We start from the raw sequence: 24,248 nt of genomic DNA, 5'->3' as shown, positions 1-24,248 counted from the left end.
TTCGGCTGTGCACCGTTGTGGCGATGCGTGGACGCACCGCCACAACGGTGCCGCGATCAACCGATCACCATCCCCGCGATGGTGGCGCTCATGAGGTTCGCCAGCGTGCCCGCCAACACGGCTCGGATCCCGAGTTGGGCGATCAGCGGTCTGCGACTGGGAACCAGGCCGCCGAGTCCGCCCAGCAGGATTCCCAGCGAGCTGAAGTTGGCGAATCCGGTCAGGGCGAAAGTGATGATCACGGCGGTGCGTTCGGTGAACGCGCCGGACTCCGCCATGGGACCGAAGTCGGCGAAGGCGACGAACTCGTTGAGAACCAGCTTCTGCCCCAGGAAGGTTCCGGCCTCGACGGCTTCGTTGAACGGGATCCCGATGGCGACCATGACGGGCGAGAAGACATACCCGAGAATCTGTTGGAAGGTCAGGTTCTCCAGGCCGAACAGGCCACCGACCCCGCCGATGATCAGGTTGAGCAGCGCGATCAGCGAGATGAACGCGAACAGCATCGCTCCGACGTTGAGGGCGAGCTTGAGACCGTCGGAGGCTCCGACCGCCGCGGCGTCGATGACGTTGCGCGGTTTTTCGGGCTCCTCGTCGTGCTCGGCGTCGGCCCCCTCGGTGCGTTCACCGTCGTCGGGCTTCTCGTCCGCGCCGGAGGCGTCCGCCGCGGCGTCCGTGCCGGTTCCCGTCGTCGTGGCGGCCACGGCCTCGTCGCTGTGGGACTTCTCGGTCTCGGGAACGATGATCTTGGCCATCAGGAGACCGGCCGGTGCCGCCATGAAACTGGCCGCGATCAGGTACTCCAGTGACGCTCCCAGCAGCGAGTAGCCGACGAGCACCGTTCCGGCGACCGTGGACAGGCCACCCGCCATCACCGCGAAGAACTCCGAGCGGGTCATCCTGGCCAGGTACGGCCGGATCACCAGCGGTGCCTCGGTCTGTCCCACGAAGATGTTGGCCGTGGCGTTGAGCGATTCCGCCTTCGTGGTCCCCAGCAGTTTCTGCAGTCCGCCACCGATGATGCGTACCACCCACTGCAGAATGTGCCAGTGGTAGAGCACCGCGCTCAGCGAGGCGATGAACACGATGATCGGCAACACCTGGAATGCGAACAGCGTGCTGCCCTCGTCCAGCAGGCCGATCAGCGGCCCCACCATGAAATTGATGCCCTCGTTGGCGGAGTCGATCACCTTGCCCACACCCGCGGCGACCGCCTCCAGCACCCGCTCTCCTGTTTCCCAGCGCAGCACGAGAACGGCGAAAACCACCTGGATCGCCAGTGCTCCCAGTACCGTGCGGGGCCGGATCGAACGTGGGCTGGTCGACAGGGCCACCGCGATCAGCAGCAGCACCACCATGCCGCCAATACCCCATAGCACGTGCACGAGCATCGTCCTTTCACACCGTTCGGTCCGCTCGGCGGGTTCTCGCCTTGCGCGGACCGCAACCGGCGACGCCGCGAATAATTTGGTCGCCGAATATTGGCATGCCACTGATCACCGCGACAGCCCCGGAACCACTTCGTTTCTCCCTGGAAACGAACTCTTCCGCTCGGCGGAAACCACGTCGTAGGTGCCGAGCGGAAATTAGGGCCCCGGGGCGTTGCCCGCTCACAGCTGTGCTTGCCGGTGCCGCTGTCTGACGTGATCATCGCCGAGGGGGCGCTGATCTTCCGGCACACGGGTGCGGTCCGCCCACGGGCTGCGACCCCCTCCGGGCAGTGCCCGGAGGGGAAGCGATCCCCTCCGGGCCGGGTGCGGACTCGGACTGCCCTTACGGACTCAGCGATGCTGATCGACGGTGGCGGCCAGCTTGCGAATGAACACGAACACCAGCGGAAACAACCCCAGAATCGCCCAACGCGCGTCGTCGAGCCACAGCCACAGCAACAGCCCGAGCAACAGGGCGAGCAGCCCCGTCCGTACCGACCAGTCCACAGCGGCACGTCGTAACCGGAGCCACACCAGTCCGGTGGCGGATATCAGTATTCCGGCGAACAACCAGTCCCAGTGCAGCGTGAACATCGCCACGAGCAGCCCCACGGCGGGGCCTGCCGCCGTGATGTAGATGTCGTTGCGGGTGATGGTGGGCTTCTTCATCCGGCTGGGTCCTTGCCTCGCCGCGGTCGCGACGCGTGTTGCTGCCGGTCCGATCCATTCCCGTTTTCGCGCTCCTTCGGGAACCGGTACCGGGGCGGTGGAAATACTTGTCGAGAGAGTCTACGACGGCCCCGAACGGAATTCTCGGGCGTGATCACCGCTGCTCGTCGCCGGTGACGGAAGACCTCACGCCGAACGCTCGAGTGCGGCGGTCGCCGCGATCAAGGATTGGTCTCCTCCGCGACCCAGGACAGGTACTGCTCGTCACCCGTGACGATCGGCGTGACGATGATCTCCGGCACGTCGTAGTTGTGTCGGGTCCCCAGGTGTTCGCGCAGCTCGGTTACCCGCTTCCGGGTGGTTTTGATCTGCAACTGCCATTCCTGCTCGTCCTGCACACCTCCCTGCCAGCGGAAGAAGCTGCGGATCGGCACGACCTGTACGCACGCACCGAGTCGGGCCCCGACCACACCACGAGCCAGCTCGGCGGCGGCGTGTTCGGAGTCGGTGGTGGTGACAACCTGCACGTATTCGGTCATGCCGTCAGGTTAGCGAGTGGCTTCCCACGGATGATCCCACCCGTCGAAGTGCTCGGCACGGTTACGGATCCGACCGGCGGGTGTCAGTTTTCGTCCGACTGGGTAGCCGTACGGCGGAACAGTCCTGCGGGGCGGTACGGGAGCTCCGTGCTCCCCGGACACCCCGCGAGTCACGAGAGGATCGTCATGACCGATGCCGACGAACGTCGGGTGAACAAGGCGTTGCAGGGATTGGAGTTCCCCGCGGACAAGGCCGAGCTGATCCGATACGCCGAGGACCGGGAGGCCGACCCCCGCACGCTGCGTGCGTTGCGGGCGCTGCCGGACGGTACGTACGGGAACAGCGACGAGGTGGAGCGCTGTGTCCCGCAACGTCCGGAGCAGGAGACGCCCGGGAGATGAGCCGTCCGCTCCACCCGGTACGCCGAGCAGGAGCCGCGTTTCGCTTCGACGCGCCAGGCCGGGATGATCGACAGGGGTGATCCCGGCCGGGGTGATCAGTCGGGAGAAGATCCTTCTGGTACAACTCCCGCACGGGCACGACACCCGGTGACCGTTGACGAGCAGCGTTGAGGAGGGCTCGATGCCCGAACTGTTGTCGCAGGACACGATCGAGAACAGGCTCGCCGAACTCGGGGACTGGCAGTACCGGGACTCGGCGGTGCACAAGACCTGGAAGCTCAAGGGGTTTCTCACCGCGGTGACCTTCGCCAACGCGATCGCCCATCTCGCCAATGAAGCCGACCACCACCCGGATCTGTCCGTGCACGACTACAACCGCCTCACCGTGCGGATCACCACCCACTCGGCCGGTGGGGTGACCGAGAACGACCTGACGATGGCCGAACGGATCGAGTCGCTGCACCGGGATTCCTGAGCCTCTGGTCAGGCCGCACGAACGACTCCGAACGAACCACTCCGATGGCCGCCGAACCGGACCGGTCGGGCCCCGAGCGAGTGGGGCTCGACCGTACTCCGGAGGGCGGCCTCGGTCCCTGTTTCACCAACGTGTGATCACCAGGTGGTTGATCAGCAGCGCCAGCACTGCCTGCGCTGTCAGCCACCAGCGGTGCTGTCCCCGTGGCAGTACCGCGCAGGGAACCGCGAGCCACATGGTGAACGGTAGCCAGATCCGCTCAACCTCAGCCTTGCTCATCCCGGACAGATCCGCGGCGGCTATCGCCACCAGCGCCGCGACGGTGAGCAGCCGCGCTCCGAGCTCCAGACGCCGTGGCGCCGTCGCCAATCTCCGCAGGCTGACCAGAACCGCGGGCCCCGCGACAAGCACCACACAGGCAAGGTTGGCCCACACGAAGTAGCTGTACGGTCGGGTGTCGGCGATGCCCTGGTAGTAGCGGATCCGGACGAGTTCGTAGCCCTCCAGCCACCAGAAGCCGTGCACGGTGAACAGCACAACGACCACTACGACCCCCGCGACCGCGAACAGGATCGGCCGTAGTCTGCGCGTCAGGGCCAGCACCACCAGCGCGAACAGCCCCACCAGCACGAGCCCGTACGAGAGGTAGAGCGTGAACCCGAGCAGCAGACCGCTCGTCAACGCCACCAGATCACCCAGTCTGTCGCCCCGGGTCGTGCCCACCGCGAGCAACGCGATCCCGCACGCCGCGACCCCGGCGAACATCGCGTCGGCGCTGACGCCCATCCACACCATGCCGGGCAGCAGCACCCCGAACGGCAGCATCGCCCGGGCGACGTGCTCCTCGCCCAGTGCGCGCAGTGTGGTCGCGATGGACAGAACGGTCGTGGAGCCGACGAGCATGCACATCACGGATGCCGCGATTCCACCGCCGAGACCGATCCGGTCCATCCACACGAACACCATCAGCACACCCGGTGGGTGTCCGGACACGTGCACCGCCCACGAGCCGGGTTCGAGCAGAATTCGTTCGGTGAACCCGCTCAGCATCGACGAGACCGTCTCCACCCGGTCGATCTCGGCGAGGTAGTTCTTGGGGTTGGACAGCTTGGTCACGACACCGAAGTTCCAGCCCTCGATCATGGTCAGGCTGAACATCCAGCCCAACGTGACCGGATAGGTGACTGCCAGCAGCGGTCCCCAACGCAGCCGTGCTGCCAAGGTCGGTCCCGAGATGATCACCAGCAGCGCGAGCAGGATCGCGGGCACCGTTCCGGGACCGGTGTGCGGCGCCCAGCTGGCGAACAACGGCGGCAGGTCCAGGTAGATGTCGACCCCACGCGCCAGCAACCGTTCGCCGATTACCCAGGCGCGCCATACCAACAGTGCCCCGCCCAGGATCACCAGTAGATCGCTGAGCGGTGAGAGCAGCGCGCGCCAGGAAGGACGCACGTGCTCCGTCGACGGTGACTGGTTCAACTCGGTCATTACTTTCGAAAGATAGACGGCCCGGAATTCTTCTCACGAACCGGAGCCCGGTCGGGACTCACCGTGCCCGCGAGGTGTCCACGACAGTTGTCGACGGTGATTCGGAACGGATACGGTGCCGGGCCGGTCGTAAGTGGTACGGAGCTCTCACATTGTCGTATGCGGTGGTATCCGGTGGTCCTCGTCCGGCTCACCGCTCAGGCGGCGAGGAACTCGCGGACCGCTCGCGAGACGCTGCCCCGTGAGGCACCGAGCCAGTGGAAGTGACTCGGCGCCCCGGTTTCCACCAGGCGTACCCGCGGGATGGTGCGTCCGAAGTCCTCGGCGTGCTCGAACGCGACCCCGCCGTCGTGCCGGGAGGCCGTGACCAGCGTCGGGCACGGCAGCGATCGCAGTGTCGACTCCCGGTAGGACGATCGTTCCGGGCGAGCCTGGCGGAGATCGGTGACGAATCCCGAGCCGGACCCCATCATCGAGAAGGTTTCGCGTGCCGCCGCGCGATCGTCCCGGCTCCACTGCGACCACCACTGCCGGACCGGCAGCCGTGACAACGAGGACATCATCACTCGCAGACCACGGTCCGAAGCGGTCAGAACGCGTACCGCGCGCCAGGTGAGCCGTTGCGGCCGGGGACCGAAAGCCAGGGGAGCGGCGAGACGTTCCGTGAAGGCGTCCGGATCGGGCAGTGTGGACGGTGCGCAGCTGTGCAGCGCGAGCAGCGGAGCGAGGTGCGGCAGCACGTGTGCGCATGTACCGATTCTGCTTCCTCCCGGAATCGGCACCTCGTGGCCGGTTTCGTAACTTCGTTGTTTCTCGGAGCGTGAAGCTCGCTCCTTCGGGCCGTGGTCCTCCGGCGGCTTACCAAATTTCGGCAACGGCGCGAGCTCGTCGAGGGCCTGTGGAACGGTTGCTCGCCGAACAGTGGTCAGCGTTCCCGGGGGCACGAGCCACCCATCTCGGAGGGGAGAATACCTGGCAGGTTCTGAGATCTTGCCAGGTCACTTATGGACGTCACGTCGTCGGAACGAGCTGACGAATCGTCGGGTCCGACCGTGCCGCCGAGTCCGACCGGGCAACCGGCTACCGGTATCCGGCCGTGTCCGCTGGGTTGCCTGGGTCCTGAACCTCGGCGATGTAGCGCCATGCGTCGGGGCGGCTGCCGTCGAGGTCGGTGAACCCGTACACCCCGGCGAGGCCACCGCTGGACAACGACTGCCCGGACCAGCGTGCCACCTCGGGATCGGTGGCCAGCGCGGTTACCGCACGCCCCACGTAGTGTGGAGACTCCGAGATGGCGAAGTGCGGCTGAGCCTCGACGGCGTCACGCCAGTTCTGTTCGGTGACGCCGAAGGCGTCGAGCATCATCTCCGAACGCAACCAGCCCGGTGTCAACGCCACGGCAGTGCCGCCGTAGGGACGCAGCTCCTCGGCCTGGGCGAGCGCCAATCGAGTCACCGACACCTTGGCGAGGTCGTAGTAGGCACCCGTGGCAGCACGGTAGTTAACCTCGTTGTACTCGGCCGTGCCGTCGGTCATCTCCACGACCAACCCGCCCGAATTCCTGATCAGTAGAGGGAGTGCGAACGCGCTGGTGATCAGGTGAGTGTCGATTCCGAGCCGCAGTAGCCGCAGTCCGTTGTTCAATGAGTGCTGCCACAGCGTCGTGTTCCACTCGAACAGCTTCTCGCCGCCCCAAACGTCGTTGACCAGTACATCGAGCCGCCCGTGTTCACGGTCGATCCGCTCGGTCAGTGCCCGGACCTGTTGCTCGTCCAGGTGGTCGACTTGGACGGCGATGCCGTGACCACCGGACAGAGTGACCAGCTCGGCGGTCTCCTCGATCGTCTCCGGGCGGTCGTACTCCGAACGTTGCTCACGAGTGCTGCGTCCCGTGACGTAAACCGTGGCTCCGGCGGTTCCCAGCTCAACCGCGATCGCTCTGCCCGCGCTCCGGGTGGCTCCGGCGACCAGTGCCACCTTGCCCTGTAGCTTGCCGCTCATGCGATCCACATCCCCGCTCTCTTACCGGTACGGAACGGAAGTCGCAGTGTGACCCCCGGGACCGACACTTCTCCCCGTGAGGGTCGCCCCGGTGGGGCCGCGTTGCAGGCCACTCCTTCGGTCGAGGGACGAGGTGTGAGAGGACGAGGGGAGTCTCATCTCCGGTGGAAGGTGGGCACATACCGGTACCGGACCTCCTCCACTCGCACGTCACCGTCGCCGAGCGTTTCCGTCCGGGTGGTTCCGAGACATTCCCAACCGCGTTGTTCGTAGAACCGAGCTCGTCGCCGATCGGTCAAGGACAACCGGTCCAGGTACTCGGCGGGGAGCAGCCCCGCGTAGGCGGCTCGTCACGAGGCCACGTGGATCTCCCCGAGCGCGTGAGCGTCGTGCACCCGGGCCGGGCGGATGTTCACCGTGGCGGTCGGCACGTTCCCGAGTCTCCCACCACCGAGGAGCGATCCCGACCCCGTTTTCGAGCAGGGGGCGTCAGCAGGTGGCGGAGCAGGGCCGGAGTGGTGAGCAGGACCACGAACCCACACCCCGGACCAGCCGAACAGGTCGTATACGTGCGACCCGATCCACGATCCGGCGCTGCCGCCCAGATAAGCGCACGTCATGTAGGCGGTGTTGAGCCTGCTCCGTCGCTCGGGACGCAGTGCGTACACACGGGCCTGGTTCGCGACCATGCCGCACTGCATTGCCACGTCGAGCAGTAACGTGCCGATGATCAGAGCGAGCAGACCGATCCTGTCGCCGTGGGCGCCTCCGGCCAGGACCGCGGCCGAGACGAGTACGCCGAACATGCAAACGAGATTGACCGGATCAGGACCCTGTCGATCCACCCAACCTCCGGCGAGCGGCGTGCAACATGCGGTGACACCGCCGACCAGCGCGAACAGCCCTACCGCTGAGGTCCCCAGCCCGTAGACCGGTCCCGTCAGCAGGATCGCCAGGGTGGTCCACACTGCCGAGAAGCCGGCGAACACGGCTGCCTGGTAGAGGCAGGAGCGACGCAGCTCCGGTTCGGTGAACAGCAGGCGCAGCGATTCCCCCAGCAGTGAGGGGTAGTGCTCTCGCGACCGCGGGGAGGTGTACGGCAGCATGCGGGAGAGAACGGCCAACAGGACGAATACCAGTACGGCGGCCGCCAGGTACGGAACTCGCCATCCGAACCATTCGCCGAGCGTGCCGCTGAAAGCACGGGCCAGGATCATGCCGCCGACCGAGCCGCTCAACAGGGTGCCGAGCACAGCCGCCCGGCGGTGGTCCTCCACCAGCCCTGCTGCCAGCGGACCGATCACCTGCGCTCCCACCGTGGTGAGTCCTACCAGCACGCTGCCGGCTACCAGCAGTGGCAGGTTTCGGGCGCATCCCGCTAGTAGCAGGCCGAACCCCGTGAGACCGAGCAGAGCGAGCAGAAGTCGCCGGTGTGGAAGGCGGTCCCCCAATGGGACCAGCAGGAAGATCCCACCCGCGTAACCGATCTGTGTGGCCGACACGGCCAGCGTCGCCCCGTCCGACGAGGTGCCCAGTCCGGTGGCGATCAGTGGGACGAGCGCCTGCGGGAAGTAGATGTTGCCCACGGCCACGCCACAGGTCACGGCCAGGACGAACAGCATTCGCCTGCTCATCTCGGTCCAACCGTTCGTCGGTGATTTGACCGGGCGGAATGGGCACGCGACTCCGTCTCCCGAGTTCTACTCGGGACGGAGCGGGCAAGGTCTTCCGACCGGGACGTTCGACTGGTTGGAACTGACCGGTCAGCACCGAGACAGCGCTCGGTGGAACCGGTGGAGCTCGTGTGAATTCCGGGTGACACGCACGGTAGTGCAACGTATCGACCGTTCGGGGAGAATCGATGTAGCTTACGACTTAATGATCAGTTTCGTGCTGGGTGTCGAGGATCTGGCGGATACGCGCTTCGTCATCTCGCCACTGCACGAGACGCTGCTCAGCCTTCGGGTGCTTCAGGAAGGGAGTGGCCACGCTCTGGTCCACCGAACCCCCTGTTGACACGGCCGTCCTCGCCCCGTTGCTCGGCGCTCCCAGAGCCAGGTTGCTCGCACTGCTCGACGAGCCGACACCCACCGTCGAACTCGCCCGGCGTCTCGGGGTCACCGCGAGTGCCGTGTCCCAGCACCTGCGCGTGTTGTACGACTCGGGGCTGCTCATCCGGATACGTGACGGACGGCACGTGCTGTACCGGCGCAGCTCCATCGGTGATCGGCTGCTCGAAGGCAGCCGGTCCGGCTGAACGGCTCCGTTCCGCACCTGTGCGGAGTTGAAGGCCGTGTGGCGAGTGCCCGCTGCCGCCAGCTAGCAGTGAGACGGGGCGTTTCGCGGTGCGTGGCTGCGCCGGGCTCGCCTCCAGATTCGCGGTTACGGCACGTCACGGGCGATCAGCCGGCGTGGTCGAGGGATTCAGCACCTCCGCTCGGTGCGACCACCGTGCGTGTCGTGCTGCCAGAGATGGGTGCAGCTGGGGCACTGCAGGTACAGCAGGGTTCCGGAGTTGGACAGCAGGTACTGCCAGTGGTCGCTGCAGGAACGTCCGAGCAGGCATTCCGAGCAGTTCTGCCCGTGGTGGCAGTTGGGGCAGTCGAGCCAGGCGCGGCGGCCGATGTCGGCGAACGGGTCAATCGGCATGCTCGCCACCGATGCCCTCGGGGAGCACTCCCGCCCGAACCAGCTGCTCGTAGATGCCGCGCTGCCACTCGTCGAGCCCGGAGTACAGCAGTGCGTGCGCTTCGCGCTCGCCGAGCAGCTGCTCCGCGGGGTCCCAGTCATCACCCAGGGCCCGCGTGATCTCGGCGCGCCGTCGCATCTCCTCCGCGCCGAGATCGATGTTGAATTCCAGCTCGGTGGAATTGTCACCAGCGCTCATCTGATCACTTTCTCGTGCTGTCCGGCCGATCGTCGCGCAGTCTGCTGTTCGGCGCGGAAACGCGCAATGAAATGGCTCACTTCGCTCGCGCGAGGGGTGTCACAATTGTCCTCGCTGGTCAACGGCGGGATTTGCCCGTTGCTGAGGTCGCGGGCGCCGCTTCCTCGGGCGTTTCGTCGCCTTCGGTGACCGCGTGCCGACTTTTCGGGTTCCGCGCTCCGGGGGCCGATTTCGTCATCGGTCCGTCTTCGCCCGGAAGGTGCTCGGCGCACCCGGTGGACGCCTCCTCGAGCTGGAGGGCGCGTGAACGCCCCCATTTGTTATGTCTATTGTTTCAGTGTTGAATGAAATAAAATCGGCCATATGGACGTCGCCGGGTATCGTGGTGAAAGCACAACATCGTGAAGGCGGGCGATCCCCGTAGTGGCTCTTCCGAGATCGGTTCGGTTCGGCGGCGACCCCGTTGTCCGGTGCTCGAAGTGTGTGCGCCGCTACGTTTCGCGATCATGTTGTCCCAGAGTCCGGGAACAGGACCTACGGGTGTAACACGTGTTACTTACTCGTAGTCGTGCAACTCGGAAATCTGTATAGTTCCGCAAACTGACCAAGAGTGCAACGGCGCATCCTTCTTGTCAGCTCCGGAGAGGTTTCTACGATCTCGTCCCCACTGTTCGCGTGGCTGAGGTCGTTGCCTGACGACGGGAGGATCCGAATGCCGGTTTCCCAGAATGCGAGAGGTCGGACGCAACGGGGCGCCGACGTCGAGGGTCTCTACGACCCTGCCAATGATCACGACGCGTGCGGTGTGGCGCTCGTCGCCGATATGGCCGGCCGCAAGGATCACGCGATTGTGCGGAACGCGCTGACCGCGCTGCGCAACATGGAACACCGGGGCGCGAAAGGCGCCGATCCGGACACCGGTGACGGGGTGGGAATCCTGACTCAGGTGCCGGACGCGTTCTTGCGCGAGGTGGTTCCGTTCGAACTTCCCGCCGCCGGTGGCTACGCGGTGGGTAATGCCTTTCTTCCGGACGACGAAGCGGACTGCGAGCAGGCGGTGGCCGCGATCGAGCGGATCGCGGCGGAAGAAGGGCTCGAGGTACTCGGCTGGCGGACGCTGCCGGTCGATCCCGGTTGTGCCGGTTCGTTGGCCCGGGGAGTGATGCCCAGGTTCCGCCAACTGTTCGTCGCCGAGTCCGACGACTCCGCCGCGGACGGGCAGGATCCCGTCATGCGGCTGGAACGCCGTGCGTTCTGCCTGCGCAAACGCGCCGAGCACGACACCGACGTGTACTTCCCGAGCCTGTCGGCCCGTACTCTCGTCTACAAGGGGATGCTGACCGAGACGCAGCTCGACGCGTTCTTCATCGATCTCACCGACGAGCGGTTCAGCAGCGCCATCGGCCTGGTGCACTCGAGGTTCTCCACGAACACCTTCCCCTCGTGGCCCCTGGCGCATCCGTACCGCTACATCGCGCACAACGGTGAGATCAACACCATGCGCGGCAACCGCAACTGGATGCGCACCCGCGAGAGCATGCTCGACACGGACCTGATCCCGGGCGATCTCTCGCGGCTCTACCCGGTCGCCACGCCCGACGCCAGCGACTCGGCCACCTTCGACGAGGTGCTGGAACTGCTGCACCTCGGTGGGCGCTCGTTGCCGCACGCCGTGCTGATGATGATCCCCGAGGCGTGGGAGAACCACACCGAGATGGATCCCCAGCGCCGCGCCTTCTACGAGTTCCACAACAACCTCATGGAACCGTGGGACGGTCCCGCTCTGGTGACCTTCACCGACGGTGCCCAGGTGGGGGCGGTGCTCGACCGCAACGGGCTGCGGCCCGGCCGCTACTGGGTCACCCACGACAACATGCTCGTGCTGGCCAGCGAGACCGGTGTGCTCGACATCGAGCCGCAGCGGGTGGCGCGCAAGGGCAGGCTGCAGCCGGGCAAGATGTTCCTGCTCGACACCGAGCGGGGGCGCATCGTCGAGGACGAGGAGATCAAGGGCGAACTCGCCGCGCAGCACCCCTACCGGCAGTGGCTGGACGACGGGATCGTCCACCTCGAGGACCTGCCCACCCGCTCCCGCGAGGTCCCGCCGCACTCCTCGTTGGTGCAGCGCCAGCAGTTGTTCGGATACACCGAGGAAGAAGTCGACACGCTGCTCAAGCCCATGGCCTCCGGCGGCGCCGAACCCGTCGGCTCCATGGGCAACGACGTGCCGCTCGCTCCGCTCTCCGAGCGGCCGCGCCAGCTGTTCGACTACTTCACCCAGCTCTTCGCCCAGGTCACCAACCCGCCGCTGGACGCCATCCGCGAGGAACTGGTCACCTCGCTGAACACCCACGTCGGCCCCGAGCACAACCTGCTGGACACCGACCCGCAGGCCTGTCACCAGCTGGTGCTGCCGTTCCCGGTGCTGGACAACGACGAGCTCGCGAAGCTGATCCACATCAACGACGACGGTGACCGTCCCGAACTGCGCTCGGTGACCATTCACATGGTCTACCGCGCCGCCGGGGGAGGTCAGGCGCTCCGGCAGCGGTTGGACGAGATCTGCCGTGAGGTCTCCGAGGCGGTGGCCGACGGGGCGCGCATCATCGTGCTCTCCGATCGCGGCGCCGACGCCGAGTACGCGGCGATCCCCTCGCTGCTGCTGACCGGGGCGGTGCACCACCACCTCGTCCGGGAGAAGAGCCGCACCCACGTCGGGCTGGTCGTCGAGGCCGGTGACGTCCGCGAGGTGCACCACGTGGCCCTGCTGGTCGGCTACGGTGCCGCGGCGGTCAACCCTTATCTGGCCATGGCCAGCGTCGAGGATCTCGTGGCGCGCGGCGAACTCTCCGGGGTGGATGCCAAGCAGGCCACCAAGAACCTGATCAAGGCTCTTGGCAAGGGACTGCGCAAGACCATGTCCAAGATCGGGATCTCCACGGTCGCCTCCTACACCGGAGCCCAGATCTTCGAGGCCATCGGACTCGGTGAGGAGATCGTCGACCGCTGCTTCACCGGCACCACCTCGCGGCTCGGCGGTATCGACTTCGACACCCTGGCCACCGAGATCGGTCAGCGGCACCGCAGGACCTTCCCCACCGACGGGCTCAAGGCTCACCACCGCGAGCTCGCCGTGGGCGGGGAGTACCAGTGGCGCCGTGAGGGCGATCCGCACCTGTTCAACCCCCACACGGTGTTCAAGCTGCAGCACTCCACCCGCAGCGGCCAGTACGACATCTTCAAGGAGTACACCAACCACGTCGACGAACAGTCCGAGCGGCTGATGACGCTGCGCGGGCTGCTCAAGTTCCGCGAGGGCGAGCGCGAGCCGGTCGACATCGACGAGGTCGAACCGGTCTCCGAGATCGTCAAACGGTTCGCGACCGGTGGGATCTCCTACGGTTCGATCTCCAAGGAGATGCACGAGGTTCTCGCGGTGGCGATGAACCGGCTCGGTGCCAAGTCCAACACCGGTGAGGGCGGTGAGGACGCCGATCGGTTCACCGTGGACACCGACGGGGACTGGCGTCGTTCGGCCATCAAACAGGCCGCGAGTGGTCGGTTCGGGGTCACCAGCGAATACCTGGTCAACTCCGACGACATCCAGATCAAGATCGCCCAGGGCGCCAAGCCGGGCGAGGGTGGCCAGCTGCCCGGGCACAAGGTCTATCCCTGGATCGCGGGCACCCGGCACTCGACTCCCGGGGTGGGGCTGATCTCGCCGCCGCCGCACCACGACATCTACTCCATCGAGGACATCGCCCAGCTGATCTACGACCTCAAGAACGCGAACCCGCGGGCTCGGGTGCACGTCAAGCTGGTCTCGGAGGTCGGTGTCGGCACGGTCGCCGCGGGAGTGAGCAAGGCGCACGCCGACGTGGTGCTCATCTCCGGCCACGACGGTGGTACCGGCGCCTCCCCGTTGTCCTCCATCAAGCACGCCGGGGCGCCGTGGGAGCTCGGGCTGGCCGAGACCCAGCAGACGCTGCTGGCCAACGGGCTGCGCGACCGGATCGTGGTGCAGACCGACGGTCAGCTCAAGACCGGCCGTGACGTGGTCCTCGCCGCGCTGCTCGGCGCCGAGGAGTTCGGCTTCGCCACGGCTCCGCTCGTGGTTTCCGGCTGCGTCATGATGCGGGTGTGTCACCTGGACACCTGCCCGGTGGGTGTGGCCACCCAGAATCCGGAACTGCGTGCCAAGTTCGACGGCCGGGCCGACTACATCGTCAACTTCTTCGAGTTCATCGCCCAGGAAGTACGGGAGCACCTGGCCGCGCTGGGTTTCCGTTCCATCGAGGAGGCGATCGGCCACACCGAGATGCTCGACACCGATCCGGCCGCCCGGCACTGGAAGACCGAGGGCATCGATCTCTCGCCGATCCTGCACGTGCCGGAGGTCGCCGAGGGCGCGGCAAGGCACTGCACGGGCAAGCAGGAGCACGGCCTGGAAAAGGCCCTGGACAACACCCTGATTCAGCTCAGCGAGGGTGCGCTGTCCGAAGGTACTCCGCTGCGGCTGGAGCTGCCGGTGCGCAACGTCAACCGCTCGGTCGGCACCATGCTGGGCTCCGAACTCACCCGTAACTGGGGCGGTGCGGGACTGGCGGACGACACCATCCACGTCACGTTCACCGGGTCGGCGGGACAGTCCTTCGGGGCCTTCCTGCCGCGTGGTATCACCCTGCGGCTCAACGGCGACTCCAACGACTACGTCGGCAAGGGGCTTTCCGGCGGCCGGATCGTGCTGCGTCCCCAGGACGACGCGGCCTTCGCCGCGGAGGACAACGTGATCGCGGGCAACGTGCTGCTCTACGGCGCCACCGGCGGCGAGATGTTCGTGCGCGGTGTCGTCGGTGAACGTTTCGGGGTGCGAAACTCCGGAGCGCTGGCGGTCGTGGAAGGTGTCGGCGACCACGGGTGCGAGTACATGACCGGTGGCCGGATCGTGGTGCTCGGTGGTACGGGACGCAACTTCGCGGCCGGTATGTCCGGTGGTATCGCCTACGTGCTCGATCCGCGCTCCGACCGGATCAACCACGAGATGGTCGATCTGGACCCGCTGGATTCCGACGATCGCGGCGAACTGTACGAGCTGATCGAGAAGCACCACCACGAAACCGGATCCACCGTGGCCCGCGATCTGCTCGTCGACTGGGACGCCGCCGCGGCACGGTTCGGCAAGGTGATGCCGAAGGACTTCAAGCGCGTTCTCAATGCCAAGGCCGATGCCGAACGCGACGGCCGCGACGTCAACGAGGCGATCATGGAGGCCGCTCATGGCTGACCCGAAGGGCTTTCTGACCACGCCGCGCGAGACGCCGCGGCGTCGGCCGGTCGACATCCGGCTCAAGGATTGGCGTGAGGTCTACGAGGAGTTCTCCAATCAGCAGTTGGAGCAGCAGGCGGGCCGCTGCATGGACTGCGGCATCCCCTTCTGCCACCAGGGCTGCCCGCTGGGAAATCTCATCCCGGAGTGGAACGACCTGGTCTGGCGGGAGGACTGGCACGGCGCCATCGAACGGCTGCACGCGACCAACAACTTCCCCGAGTTCACCGGCACGCTGTGTCCGGCTCCGTGCGAGGCGGCCTGCGTGCTGGGAATCAACTCGGATGCGGTGAGCATCAAGCAGGTCGAGATCGAGATCATCGATCGGGCCTGGGAAGAGGGCTGGGTGCGGCCGGAGCAGCCTGCGGCCGCGACCGGCCGCACCGTGGCCGTGGTCGGTTCCGGTCCGGCCGGGCTGGCCGCGGCGCAGCAGCTCACGCGTGCCGGGCACCGGGTGATCGTCTACGAGCGCGCCGACCGTATCGGCGGGCTGCTGCGTTACGGCATTCCCGAGTTCAAGATGGAGAAGTTCCGGCTCGACCGCAGGCTCGACCAGATGCGGCAGGAAGGCACCGAGTTCCGTACCGGTGTCGATGTCGGGGTGGATCTCACCGTGGAGCAGCTGCGTTCCGAGCACGACGCCGTGGTTATGGCGGGCGGTTCCACGGTGTCCCGTGACCTGCCCATCACCGGCAGGGAGCTGAGCGGCATCCACCAGGCGATGGAGTACCTGCCGCCCGCCAACCGGGTGCAGCAGGGTGACCTGTCGCAGTCGTCCATCAGCGCGGCCGGCAAGAACGTGGTCATCATCGGTGGTGGTGACACCGGTGCCGACTGCCTGGGAACGGCGCATCGTCAGGGTGCGGCGTCGGTGACCCAGCTGGAGATCATGCCGACCCCGCCCAACGAGCGGCCGGAGAACCAGCCCTGGCCCACCTACCCGATGCTCTACCGGGTCTCCTCGGCACACGAGGAGGGTGGTCAACGCCTGTTCTCGGTCAACACCCAGGAATTCCTCGGTGACGAGGACGGCAACCTGCGCGCGTTGCGACTGGTCGAGGTTCGCAAGGAGGACGGCAAGTTCGTCCCGGTCGAGGGCACCGAGCAGGAGTTGCCGTGCGAGCTGGTGCTGTTGGCGATGGGTTTCGTCGGTCCGGAACGTGCCGGCATGCTCGACGAGCTCGGGGTCGAGCTCGACGCCCGTGGCAACGTCGCGCGGGACCGTTCCTTCATGACCAGTGTTGACGGCGTGTTCAGTGCCGGTGACATGGGACGCGGTCAGTCGCTGATCGTCTGGGCCATCTCGGAGGGCCGTTCCGCCGCGGCCGGTGTGGATCGTTACCTGATGGGGCGCGACGCGCTTCCCGCTCCGATCGGACCCAATGACCGTCCGTTGACATGACACCTGAAGTGGGGCTGTCCACGTCGGGCAGCCCCACTCGGCTCGCGCGGCTCCCGGGCGGTGCTGTGCGAGCCCCACTTCGCCTCACTCGTTCGGCGCAGCCCCACGATGATTTGATCATACTTTTTCATTCCCGTTTTACACGTTCGGTTCCGTGGGGCGGAATGCCGTCGCGCTTTCTCGGATACACAACGTGAACCGGTCGTTCGATGTGGCATCGGGGACTCGTTGTTCCGTTTTCAACGATGAAATCGCCGGTCAAAACGTTTATGCCGCAAAAAGCGAGTCGTGAATCCTAAGACGGGCGGAGGGTGCTGTCAATGCCGCCGCCGGTCACGCGTCGATTATTCGCCAAGGCGTGATCGCCTCCTGGGCGTATTTTATACGGAGCGTGTTCCGGTGGCATGTACTCCGATTGCCGAGCGCTGCTGCAAACGCAGTATTGTCGCTGAATCGTGTTCCTCGGAAACTTCCCTGCCACCGAAGACAAAACCGTTTTCGCGTAGAGGGAGATCACAGATGCAGCGGAAAATGCCCGGCCGAATCGCGGCGTCCGCGATTCTCGCGGCGGGAACGCTGACCGCCATGACCGCACCGGCCACAGCGGACAGCGCCAAGGTTTCCGAGGATCCGAGTCCACGACACGCGAGCACGATGATGCAGGCTATGCAGCGTGACCTCGGCCTGAGTCACGCGCAGGCCGAACAACGGCTCGATGCCGAAGCCGTGGCGCGGCAGGCCGCCGACGGTATGGCCGACAAGCTCGGCAGCAGTTTCGGCGGATTCCACTACGACGCCGACCTCGGGAAGCTGGTCGTGGGTGTCACCGACCGTTCCGAATTCGACAGGGTGCGGGCCGAGGACGCCGTTCCCAGGCTCGTGGACGACAGCAAGGCACAACTGCGTGCCGCCAACACCACGCTGAATCGGAACGCGAAGCGGGCTCCGAAATCGGTCACCGGTTGGTACGTCGACACGACCAGCAACTCCGTGGTGTTGACCACGGAGAAAGGCACCGCCGACCGCGCGGCTGAATTCGTCGCTTCCACCGGTGTGGACAGCGACTCGGTGAGCGTGGTCGAGTCCGCCGAGCAGCCGCGCACCTACGCCGACGTGATCGGTGGACAGCGCTACACCATCAACGGTTCCACGATCTGCTCGGTCGGATTCTCCGTCTCCGGTGGATTCGTCTCGGCGGGTCACTGCGGCAGCACGGGCGACAGCACCGGTAGCCCCAGTGGTACGTTCGCCGGTTCCTCCTTCCCCGGCAACGACTACTCGTACGTGCGGACCGGCTCCGACGACACGCTGCGCCCCTGGGTCGATCAGTACAACGGCTACGCCAGCATCGTGAGCGGTTCGCAGGAGGCGGCGGTCGGCTCCTCGGTGTGCCGTTCCGGCCAGACCACGGGCTGGCACTGTGGCACCATCCAGGCCAAGAACCAGACGGTCAGCTACCCCAGCGGTACCGTTTACGGTCTGACCCGCACCGATGTCTGCGCCGAGCCCGGTGACTCCGGTGGTTCCTTCATCTCCGGTAGCCAGGCCCAGGGCATGACCTCGGGTGGTTCGGGTGACTGCACCTCGGGTGGCACCACCTACTTCCAGCCCGTCAACGAGGCCCTCAACGCCTACGGCGTGAGCCTGGTGACCGGCTGAACCCACGGTTGAACCCTCTGGGTTCACCGTGACGGCCATTCCGGTCCGCGTCACGAGCTTCGGGGCCGTCCGCATGCGCGGGCGGCCCCGAAAGCCGTGCGAGCCCGGCTCCCGCGCTCTCGTCCTAACGGCCGGCCCCGCCGGCGAGCCCCCGCACCGGCTAGGGGAGTGGTCGCCCCCGCCACCTCTCGTGCGAGTCGTTTCCGAAACAGCCGCTGCTCGCGATTCCGGATCCCCGTTTCACGCGGGGGGCGGTGCGACCGAAGTCCCCGAGGAGACGTCGGTCGAAGGGCTGGGGCACTGTTCCAGCCGGATGTGATGAACAATCGAGCCATGCGGATTTCGGCCAAGGTGGACTACGCGTTGCGCGCGCTGGTTGAGATAGCCCGTGCACAGGAAGGGCCGGTCAGTGCCGAGGACGTCGCCCTCGCTCAGGACATCCCACGAAACTTCCTGCAGGCCGTGCTCAGTGACCTGCGGCGTGCCGGTTTCGTAGCCAGCAGGCGGGGACAGGCCGGTGGCTGGGTGCTGGCCCGGGACCCGAGCACTGTCTCGATAGCCGATGTGATTCGCGCCACCGACGGCCCACTGGTCAGCATACACGGCCAACGAGCCGAGGACGTGCAGTACGATCCTTCGGTCGCCGTGCTGCAGTGGGTCTGGATCGCGGTGCGCAGCAGCCTGCGAGAGGTGCTCGAGAATGTCACCATAGCCCAACTCGTCTCCGGCGAGCTTCCATCGGACGTCGCGGCGCGCACCAGTGAAACAGGGGTATGGGAGTCGCGCTGAACGTACTCACGGGGTGCCGTTCCGAACGGTGTCGTCCCGAACGCTGGGAGCGTGTTGACCGGTCCGTTGGAAAGTGTACCGTTTTTATCAACTTAGTTGGAAAAGCCGCTCGGCGCTTCGGACGCGAGCGGAAACGGTCTGGAGGCATTGGTGCCCACTCTGTTGCTCGTGGCGGTGGCCGGATTTCTCGCCCAGCTGGTCGACGGCTCGCTGGGGATGGGATTCGGCGTGACGGCCACAACCGGCCTGTTGGCCGTGGGCACCGCGCCTGTGATGGCTTCGGCGTCGGTGCACCTGGCCAAGATCGGGACAGCTGTCGTCTCCGGTGCGGCGCACTGGCGGATGCGCAACGTCGACTGGCGCATGGTCGGCTGGCTCGCGCTGCCCGGTGGGCTCGGCGGCTTCCTCGGCGCCTCGGCCCTGTCCTCGGTGGCGGCCGGATCGGCCCGCGGTTGGATGGCGCTGCTGCTGGTGGTGCTCGGGAGTTACGTCGTACTGCGCTTCTCGGCGTGGTCCACCCCGGTGCGCTCCAGCGGTCTCACCGCCGCCGGGCGGCGGTGGTTGATTCCACTCGGCGCGGTCGGTGGATTCGTCGACTCCGTCGGTGGGGGTGGCTGGGGACCGGTCACCACTTCGACACTGCTCAGCACGGGGCGGATCCTGCCCAGGCGTACCGTCGGCACGGTCAACACCAGCGAACTGATCGTCTCCCTGGGGGCGACCACCGGGTTCTTGCTGCACAACGGCGGTTCGGCTTGGAAGTGGCCGGTGACTCTCGGGCTGCTCATCGGCGGTGTGGTCGCCGCTCCGCTGGCCGCTTGGCTCGTTCGGATCCTGCCGGTCCGCGTGCTGGGTGTGGGAGCCGGTGGGCTCATCGTGTTCAGCAATTCGCGCCTGTTGCTCGACACCGTGGGTGTGCCCCAGGTTCCCGGCGTGCTGCTCACCACAGTGCTGGGGTTGGTCTGGCTGTCGGGGCTGGTCTGGGCGATTCGGAGCGAGATCCTGCAGCGCCGTTCGGCGCGACTGCGCGCCGCCGAGGCGAACGAGTACGGCTACGCCTACGAGACGAGCTGATCGTGGCGACACACCCGACCCCGACGAGTCCGGGTTCGGTGCCGCACGACTTCGAGTGGAGTTCGGCACCGCGGTGTCGCCCCTGCCTGCCCGATGCCCCGGCGAACGATTCGTCGATGTCCGCGGTCCGCGGCACGTAGTCTGCTCGTATGGCCTCGACGAGTGGATTCGCCGGGATCGTGCTGGCGGGAGGACGCGGCAGCAGGCTGGGGGGCCGGGACAAGCCCGCCATCCGACTTTCCGGGCTTTCCCTGCTGGACCGCACCCTGGATGCGGTTTCCGACGCGGAACCGATCGTGGCGGTGGGGCCCCGGCGGTCGACCGGCCGCCCGGTCCGCTGGACCAGGGAGGCGCCGCCCGGAGGGGGGCCGGTGGCGGCCCTGTCGGCGGGGCTGGCCGCGCTGCCCCCGTGCGTCTCACTGGTCGCCGTGCTCGCCGCCGATCACCCCTGGCTGAGCCGCGACACGCTCTCGCGGCTGTTGGCCGCGCTGCGCCGTGCTCCGGACAGCGGGGGAGCGGTGCTGGTCGACACGGACGACCGGCCGCAGTGGTTGGTCGGGGTCTGGCGGGCGGTCGCGCTGGGGCGGGCCTTGCCCGAACAGCCGCACGGGGTCGCGCTGCGCGGTGTGCTGTCCCCGTTGCACCCGCTGTTCGTGCCCGCCGAGCAGGCGGAGACCATCGACGTGGACACTCCCGAGGACCTGGCTCGTACGTTGCGTCGAGCGCACTGAACACTCGGGCGATCTTCCGTGGTTCCCGTCGAGGGCGGTGGCAACGCAATATGTTTACTATTTCTGTATTTTCAGTGTTGAATGAAATTAAACTTAACAACACGCATACGCCCAACAAGGTGAAATGACAGCGACAACGCGCCCCGACGCGTGATCAGTACGGTCACGTGCCAATATCGGCAACAACAGCGATCACCCTGTGGTGGTATCCGCGCCCCACGGGGTGCCGAGCACTCAGTTGGAGGTTTCCCAGTGACCGATCCGGGTCAGGGCGGTAACGGCAATGGCGCGGGCACAGGGGCGGCCGGGCCGGCCCACTCGCCGGATCACACCAGTACGCCCGCCAGGGACGCACAACTGCTCGAACGCACCGTCTTCGAGGTCAAACGTGTGATCGTCGGCCAGGACCGACTCGTGGAGCGCATCCTGGTGGGGCTGCTGGCGGGGGGACACATCCTGCTCGAGGGCATCCCGGGCGTCGCCAAGACACTGGCCGTGGAGACCTTCTCCACGGTGGTGGGGGGCAGCTTCTCCCGCCTGCAGTTCACCCCGGACCTCGTGCCCGCCGATCTGCTGGGAACCAGGATCTACCGTCAGGGCAGCGAGCGGTTCGACGTCGAACTCGGTCCCATCATGGCCAACTTCGTGCTGGCGGACGAGGTCAACCGCGCCCCTGCCAAGATCCAGTCGGCCCTGCTGGAGGTCATGGCCGAGCAGCACGTCTCGCTGGGTGGGCACAGCTATCCCACGCCGCAACCCTTCCAGGTGCTCGCCACGCAGAACCCCATCGAGAACGAGGGTGTGTATCCGCTGCCCGAGGCGCAGCGGGACCGTTTCCTGTTCAAACTGCTGGTGGAGTACCCCACGGCCGAGGAGGAACGCGAGATCGTCTACCGGATGGGGGTCTCCCCACCGGAACCGCAGGCCGTGCTCGAACCCGGTGAGCTCTCCCGGTTGCAGCAGGTGGCCTCCAACGTGTTCGTGCACCACGCGCTGGTCGACTACGTCGTCCGTCTGGTGCTGGCCACCCGCTCGCCCAACGAACACGGGCTGTCCGACATCGCGGGCTGGGTCTCCTACGGTGCCTCACCACGCGCCACCCTCGGTGTCGTCGGTGGTGCCCGCGCGCTCGCCCTGCTGCGCGGCCGCGACTACGTCCTGCCGCAGGACGTCGTCGACGTGGTCCCGGACGTGTTCCGCCACCGCATCGTGCTCTCCTACGACGCGGTGGCCGACGGGGTGCCCGTGGACCACGTCGTCAACCGGGTGCTGCAGACCGTCCCGCTGCCGCAGGTATCGGCGCGTCCCCAGCAGAACGCCGGGCAGCACAACGGTGCGCCGCAGGCGGGCGCTCCAGCCGTGCCGGGAGCCGCCCACGGCCAGCAGCCGTCCCCCGGCATCACCAACCAGTGAGGAGTCGATTCGCCGTGTCGACCAGCGGTGACCGCCCCGAATGGGCGCCACCCGCGTTGCAGGCCGGACGTATGCGGGAAGCACTGCGCTCCCTGGAACTGACGGTGCGCGGCAGGCTCGACGGCCTGCTGCAGGGCAATCATCTGGGGCTCGTGCCGGGGCCGGGGACCGAGCCCGGCGAGGCACGGACGTACCAGCCCGGCGACGACGTGCGGCGGATGGACTGGGCCGTGACCGCCCGCACCACCGAACCGCACATCCGCGAGACGGTGGCCGACCGTGAACTGGAGACCTGGGCGGCCGTGGACCTGTCCGCGAGCCTGGACTTCGGAACGGCCGGATGCACCAAGCGTGAGCTGGCGATAGCGGGGCTGGCCGCGGTGGGACACCTGACCGCGGGCGGTGGTAACCGGCTCGGTGCCGTGGTCTCCAACGGGCAGGAACTCACCCGGATCCCCGCCAGAGGGGGCAGCGACTACGCCAGGGCGTTGCTGCGCCGAACCGCCGAAGTGCCGCATCCGCCCGAAGGGGCCTCCGGAGAGCTGGCCTCGCTGGTGGAGGCGCTGCGCAGACCGCCACGTCGCCGGGGTCTGGCCGTGGTGATCTCCGACTTTCTCGGACGGGTCGAATGGCAACGAGCGATGCGCGGGCTGTCCGCCCGGCACTCGCTGCTCGCGATCGAGGTCGTCGATCCGCGCGATGTCGAGCTCCCGAGCGTGGGCACCGTCCAGTTGAGCGATCCCGAGACCGGCAAACAGCGTGAGGTGACCACCACACCATTGTTACGACGTGAGTTCGCCGCGGCCGCCGCGGCCCACCGGGAACGGGTCGCCGCGGAGCTGCGGCGGGTAGGGGCGGCCCACCTGGTGTTGCGCACCGACTCGGACTGGATCGCCGACATAGTCCGCTTCGTCGTCGCCCGCAAACGCGGCTGGTCCGGGGGAGTGGTTTGATGCCCAGTCTGAGCGGATTCACCAACCCCGCGTGGTTCCTGCTGCTGATCCTGGTGGCGGTTCTGGTCGTCGGCTACTTGTGGACGCAGCGCAGGCGCAAGCGCAGCACGATGCGCTTCAGCAATCTCGAGCTGCTGGAGCGCGTCGCTCCCAGCCGCCAGGGCTGGCCCAAGCACGTGCCGATGGCGCTGCTCGGTGTGGCGCTGATCCTGCTGACCATCGGGCTGGCCGGTCCCACGTCGGAGCAGCGCATCCCGCGCAACCGTGCCACCGTGCTGCTGACGATGGACGTCTCGCTTTCCATGAAGGCGCAGGACGTCAGCCCCAGTCGGTTGCGCGCTGCCAAGCAGGCTGCCAAGGAGTTCGCCGACAAGCTCACTCCGGGAATCAACCTCGGTCTGGTCTCCTTCGCGGGTACGGCCACGGTGATGGTCATGCCCACCACCGACCGGCCCAGCGTCAAACAGGCCATCGACGGTCTGCAGCTGTCGGAGGCCACTGCCACCGGCGAGGGGATCAAGGCTTCCCTGTCGGCCATCGATTCCTTCGGGCGAATGCTCGGTGGTGGGCAGGGACCTCCGCCTGCCCGGATCGTGCTGATGGCCGACGGTGGGCAGACCATCCCGCGGGAGCTGGACGCGCCGCGGGGGGCCTACACCCAGGCGAAGGCGGCCAAGCAGGCCGGGGTGCCCATCTCCACCATCTCGTTCGGCACCGAGCACGGCAGTATCCGGATCCAGGGGCAGCGGCAGCCGGTGGAGGTCGACGACGATGCGATGCGGCGTATCGCCGATCTTTCCGGTGGTGACTTCTACAAGGCGGCCAGTGCCGAACAGTTGCGGCAGGTCTACGACACGCTGCAGGAACAGATCGGTTACGAGATCAAGCGGGCCGATGCGAGCAAACCGTGGTTCGTGCTCGGCACGCTCGCCGCGATCGTGGCGGCGGGTGTGGCACTGCTGGTGGGGCAGCGGTTGCCCTGAAGCGGTGGTTGTTCCGAGCCGTCGTCG

General features: G+C 66.9%; 20 protein-coding genes and 1 pseudogene. 12 read left to right on the top strand and 9 right to left on the bottom strand.

The genetic code is table 11. The features are described from left to right. Positions 1–56: 56 nt before the first annotated feature. From BM150_RS11310 to cutA, 3 genes are all read right to left on the bottom strand, one after another. Positions 57–1,391, bottom strand: a complete 1,335-nt coding sequence (locus tag BM150_RS11310; protein WP_092926819.1) for a nucleoside transporter C-terminal domain-containing protein — start codon at positions 1,389–1,391, stop codon at positions 57–59. Between the two features lie 390 nt (positions 1,392–1,781). Further along, positions 1,782–2,099, bottom strand: a complete 318-nt coding sequence (locus tag BM150_RS11305; protein ID WP_092926817.1) for a hypothetical protein — start codon at positions 2,097–2,099, stop codon at positions 1,782–1,784. Positions 2,100–2,320: 221 nt separating this feature from the next. Then, the gene (gene cutA / locus BM150_RS11300; RefSeq protein WP_092926815.1) at positions 2,321–2,638 is read right to left on the bottom strand and encodes a divalent-cation tolerance protein CutA; all 318 of its coding nucleotides are present in this window, start codon (positions 2,636–2,638) and stop codon (positions 2,321–2,323) included. 186 nt (positions 2,639–2,824) lie between these two features. Here cutA and BM150_RS11295 point away from each other — a divergent pair, with 186 nt between their 5' ends. Beyond that, entirely contained in the window at positions 2,825–3,040 is a 216-nt protein-coding gene (locus BM150_RS11295; protein ID WP_092926813.1) for a DUF2795 domain-containing protein, read from the top strand. A gap of 181 nt (positions 3,041–3,221) precedes the next feature. Further along, on the top strand, positions 3,222–3,515 hold the full coding sequence (locus tag BM150_RS11290) for a 4a-hydroxytetrahydrobiopterin dehydratase (RefSeq protein ID WP_092926811.1): 294 nt from the start codon (positions 3,222–3,224) through the stop codon (positions 3,513–3,515). A gap of 123 nt (positions 3,516–3,638) precedes the next feature. On the opposite strand, the gene BM150_RS11285 is transcribed toward BM150_RS11290, so the two are convergent. The 4 genes from BM150_RS11285 to BM150_RS11270 form a co-directional block, all read right to left on the bottom strand. Beyond that, positions 3,639–5,003 (bottom strand): hypothetical protein, encoded by a 1,365-nt coding sequence (locus BM150_RS11285; RefSeq protein ID WP_092926809.1) that lies wholly within the window; start codon positions 5,001–5,003, stop codon positions 3,639–3,641. Between the two features lie 197 nt (positions 5,004–5,200). After that, on the bottom strand, positions 5,201–5,743 hold the full coding sequence (locus BM150_RS11280) for an alpha/beta fold hydrolase (RefSeq protein ID WP_092926807.1): 543 nt from the start codon (positions 5,741–5,743) through the stop codon (positions 5,201–5,203). A gap of 340 nt (positions 5,744–6,083) precedes the next feature. Next, positions 6,084–7,004 (bottom strand): SDR family oxidoreductase, encoded by a 921-nt coding sequence (locus tag BM150_RS11275; RefSeq protein WP_092926964.1) that lies wholly within the window; start codon positions 7,002–7,004, stop codon positions 6,084–6,086. Between the two features lie 350 nt (positions 7,005–7,354). After that, the gene (locus BM150_RS11270) at positions 7,355–8,638 is read right to left on the bottom strand and encodes an MFS transporter (protein WP_217641569.1); all 1,284 of its coding nucleotides are present in this window, start codon (positions 8,636–8,638) and stop codon (positions 7,355–7,357) included. Between the two features lie 341 nt (positions 8,639–8,979). Between BM150_RS11270 and BM150_RS11265 the strand changes: the two are divergent. After that, positions 8,980–9,261, top strand: a pseudogene (locus BM150_RS11265) (ArsR/SmtB family transcription factor); the annotation flags it as partial. A 167-nt stretch (positions 9,262–9,428) separates the two neighbouring features. Here BM150_RS11265 and BM150_RS11260 read toward each other — a convergent pair. Beyond that, positions 9,429–9,653 (bottom strand): hypothetical protein, encoded by a 225-nt coding sequence (locus BM150_RS11260; RefSeq protein ID WP_092926803.1) that lies wholly within the window; start codon positions 9,651–9,653, stop codon positions 9,429–9,431. Further along, positions 9,643–9,891, bottom strand: coding sequence for a DUF6400 family protein (locus tag BM150_RS11255; RefSeq protein ID WP_092926801.1), 249 nt, complete (start codon positions 9,889–9,891; stop codon positions 9,643–9,645). Before BM150_RS11255 ends, BM150_RS11260 begins: the two co-directional genes overlap by 11 nt. A 712-nt stretch (positions 9,892–10,603) precedes the next feature. On the opposite strand from BM150_RS11255, the gene gltB reads away from it, so the two are divergent. The 9 genes from gltB to BM150_RS11210 all read left to right on the top strand — a co-directional run bounded on the left by gltB (position 10,604) and on the right by BM150_RS11210 (position 24,221). Further along, positions 10,604–15,175, top strand: coding sequence for a glutamate synthase large subunit (gltB, locus tag BM150_RS11250; protein WP_092926798.1), 4,572 nt, complete (start codon positions 10,604–10,606; stop codon positions 15,173–15,175). Further along, positions 15,168–16,619 (top strand): glutamate synthase subunit beta, encoded by a 1,452-nt coding sequence (locus BM150_RS11245; RefSeq protein WP_092926796.1) that lies wholly within the window; start codon positions 15,168–15,170, stop codon positions 16,617–16,619. Before gltB ends, BM150_RS11245 begins: the two co-directional genes overlap by 8 nt. Positions 16,620–17,138: 519 nt before the next feature. Next, the gene (locus tag BM150_RS11240; protein WP_092926794.1) at positions 17,139–18,278 is read left to right on the top strand and encodes a S1 family peptidase; all 1,140 of its coding nucleotides are present in this window, start codon (positions 17,139–17,141) and stop codon (positions 18,276–18,278) included. 333 nt (positions 18,279–18,611) lie between these two features. Then, positions 18,612–19,067 (top strand): RrF2 family transcriptional regulator, encoded by a 456-nt coding sequence (locus BM150_RS11235; RefSeq protein ID WP_092926962.1) that lies wholly within the window; start codon positions 18,612–18,614, stop codon positions 19,065–19,067. Between the two features lie 150 nt (positions 19,068–19,217). After that, positions 19,218–20,141 carry a sulfite exporter TauE/SafE family protein gene (locus BM150_RS11230; protein WP_092926960.1) on the top strand — a complete coding sequence of 308 codons (924 nt, stop codon included), beginning with the start codon at positions 19,218–19,220 and terminating at the stop codon, positions 20,139–20,141. Positions 20,142–20,290: 149 nt separating this feature from the next. Further along, positions 20,291–20,872 (top strand): molybdenum cofactor guanylyltransferase, encoded by a 582-nt coding sequence (mobA, locus tag BM150_RS11225; RefSeq protein ID WP_092926792.1) that lies wholly within the window; start codon positions 20,291–20,293, stop codon positions 20,870–20,872. A gap of 252 nt (positions 20,873–21,124) precedes the next feature. Continuing rightward, positions 21,125–22,285, top strand: a complete 1,161-nt coding sequence (locus BM150_RS11220) for an AAA family ATPase (protein WP_092926790.1) — start codon at positions 21,125–21,127, stop codon at positions 22,283–22,285. Positions 22,286–22,356: 71 nt separating this feature from the next. Then, positions 22,357–23,238, top strand: coding sequence for a DUF58 domain-containing protein (locus BM150_RS11215; RefSeq protein WP_092926958.1), 882 nt, complete (start codon positions 22,357–22,359; stop codon positions 23,236–23,238). Beyond that, positions 23,238–24,221, top strand: a complete 984-nt coding sequence (locus BM150_RS11210; protein ID WP_092926788.1) for a VWA domain-containing protein — start codon at positions 23,238–23,240, stop codon at positions 24,219–24,221. The genes BM150_RS11215 and BM150_RS11210 overlap by 1 nt, the downstream gene beginning before the upstream one ends. Positions 24,222–24,248 lie beyond the last annotated feature (27 nt).

It is taken from the genome of Actinopolyspora alba, assembly GCF_900112765.1.
Lineage (GTDB): Bacteria > Actinomycetota > Actinomycetes > Mycobacteriales > Pseudonocardiaceae > Actinopolyspora > Actinopolyspora alba.
This window is presented reverse-complemented; position numbering and strand designations above follow the sequence as displayed.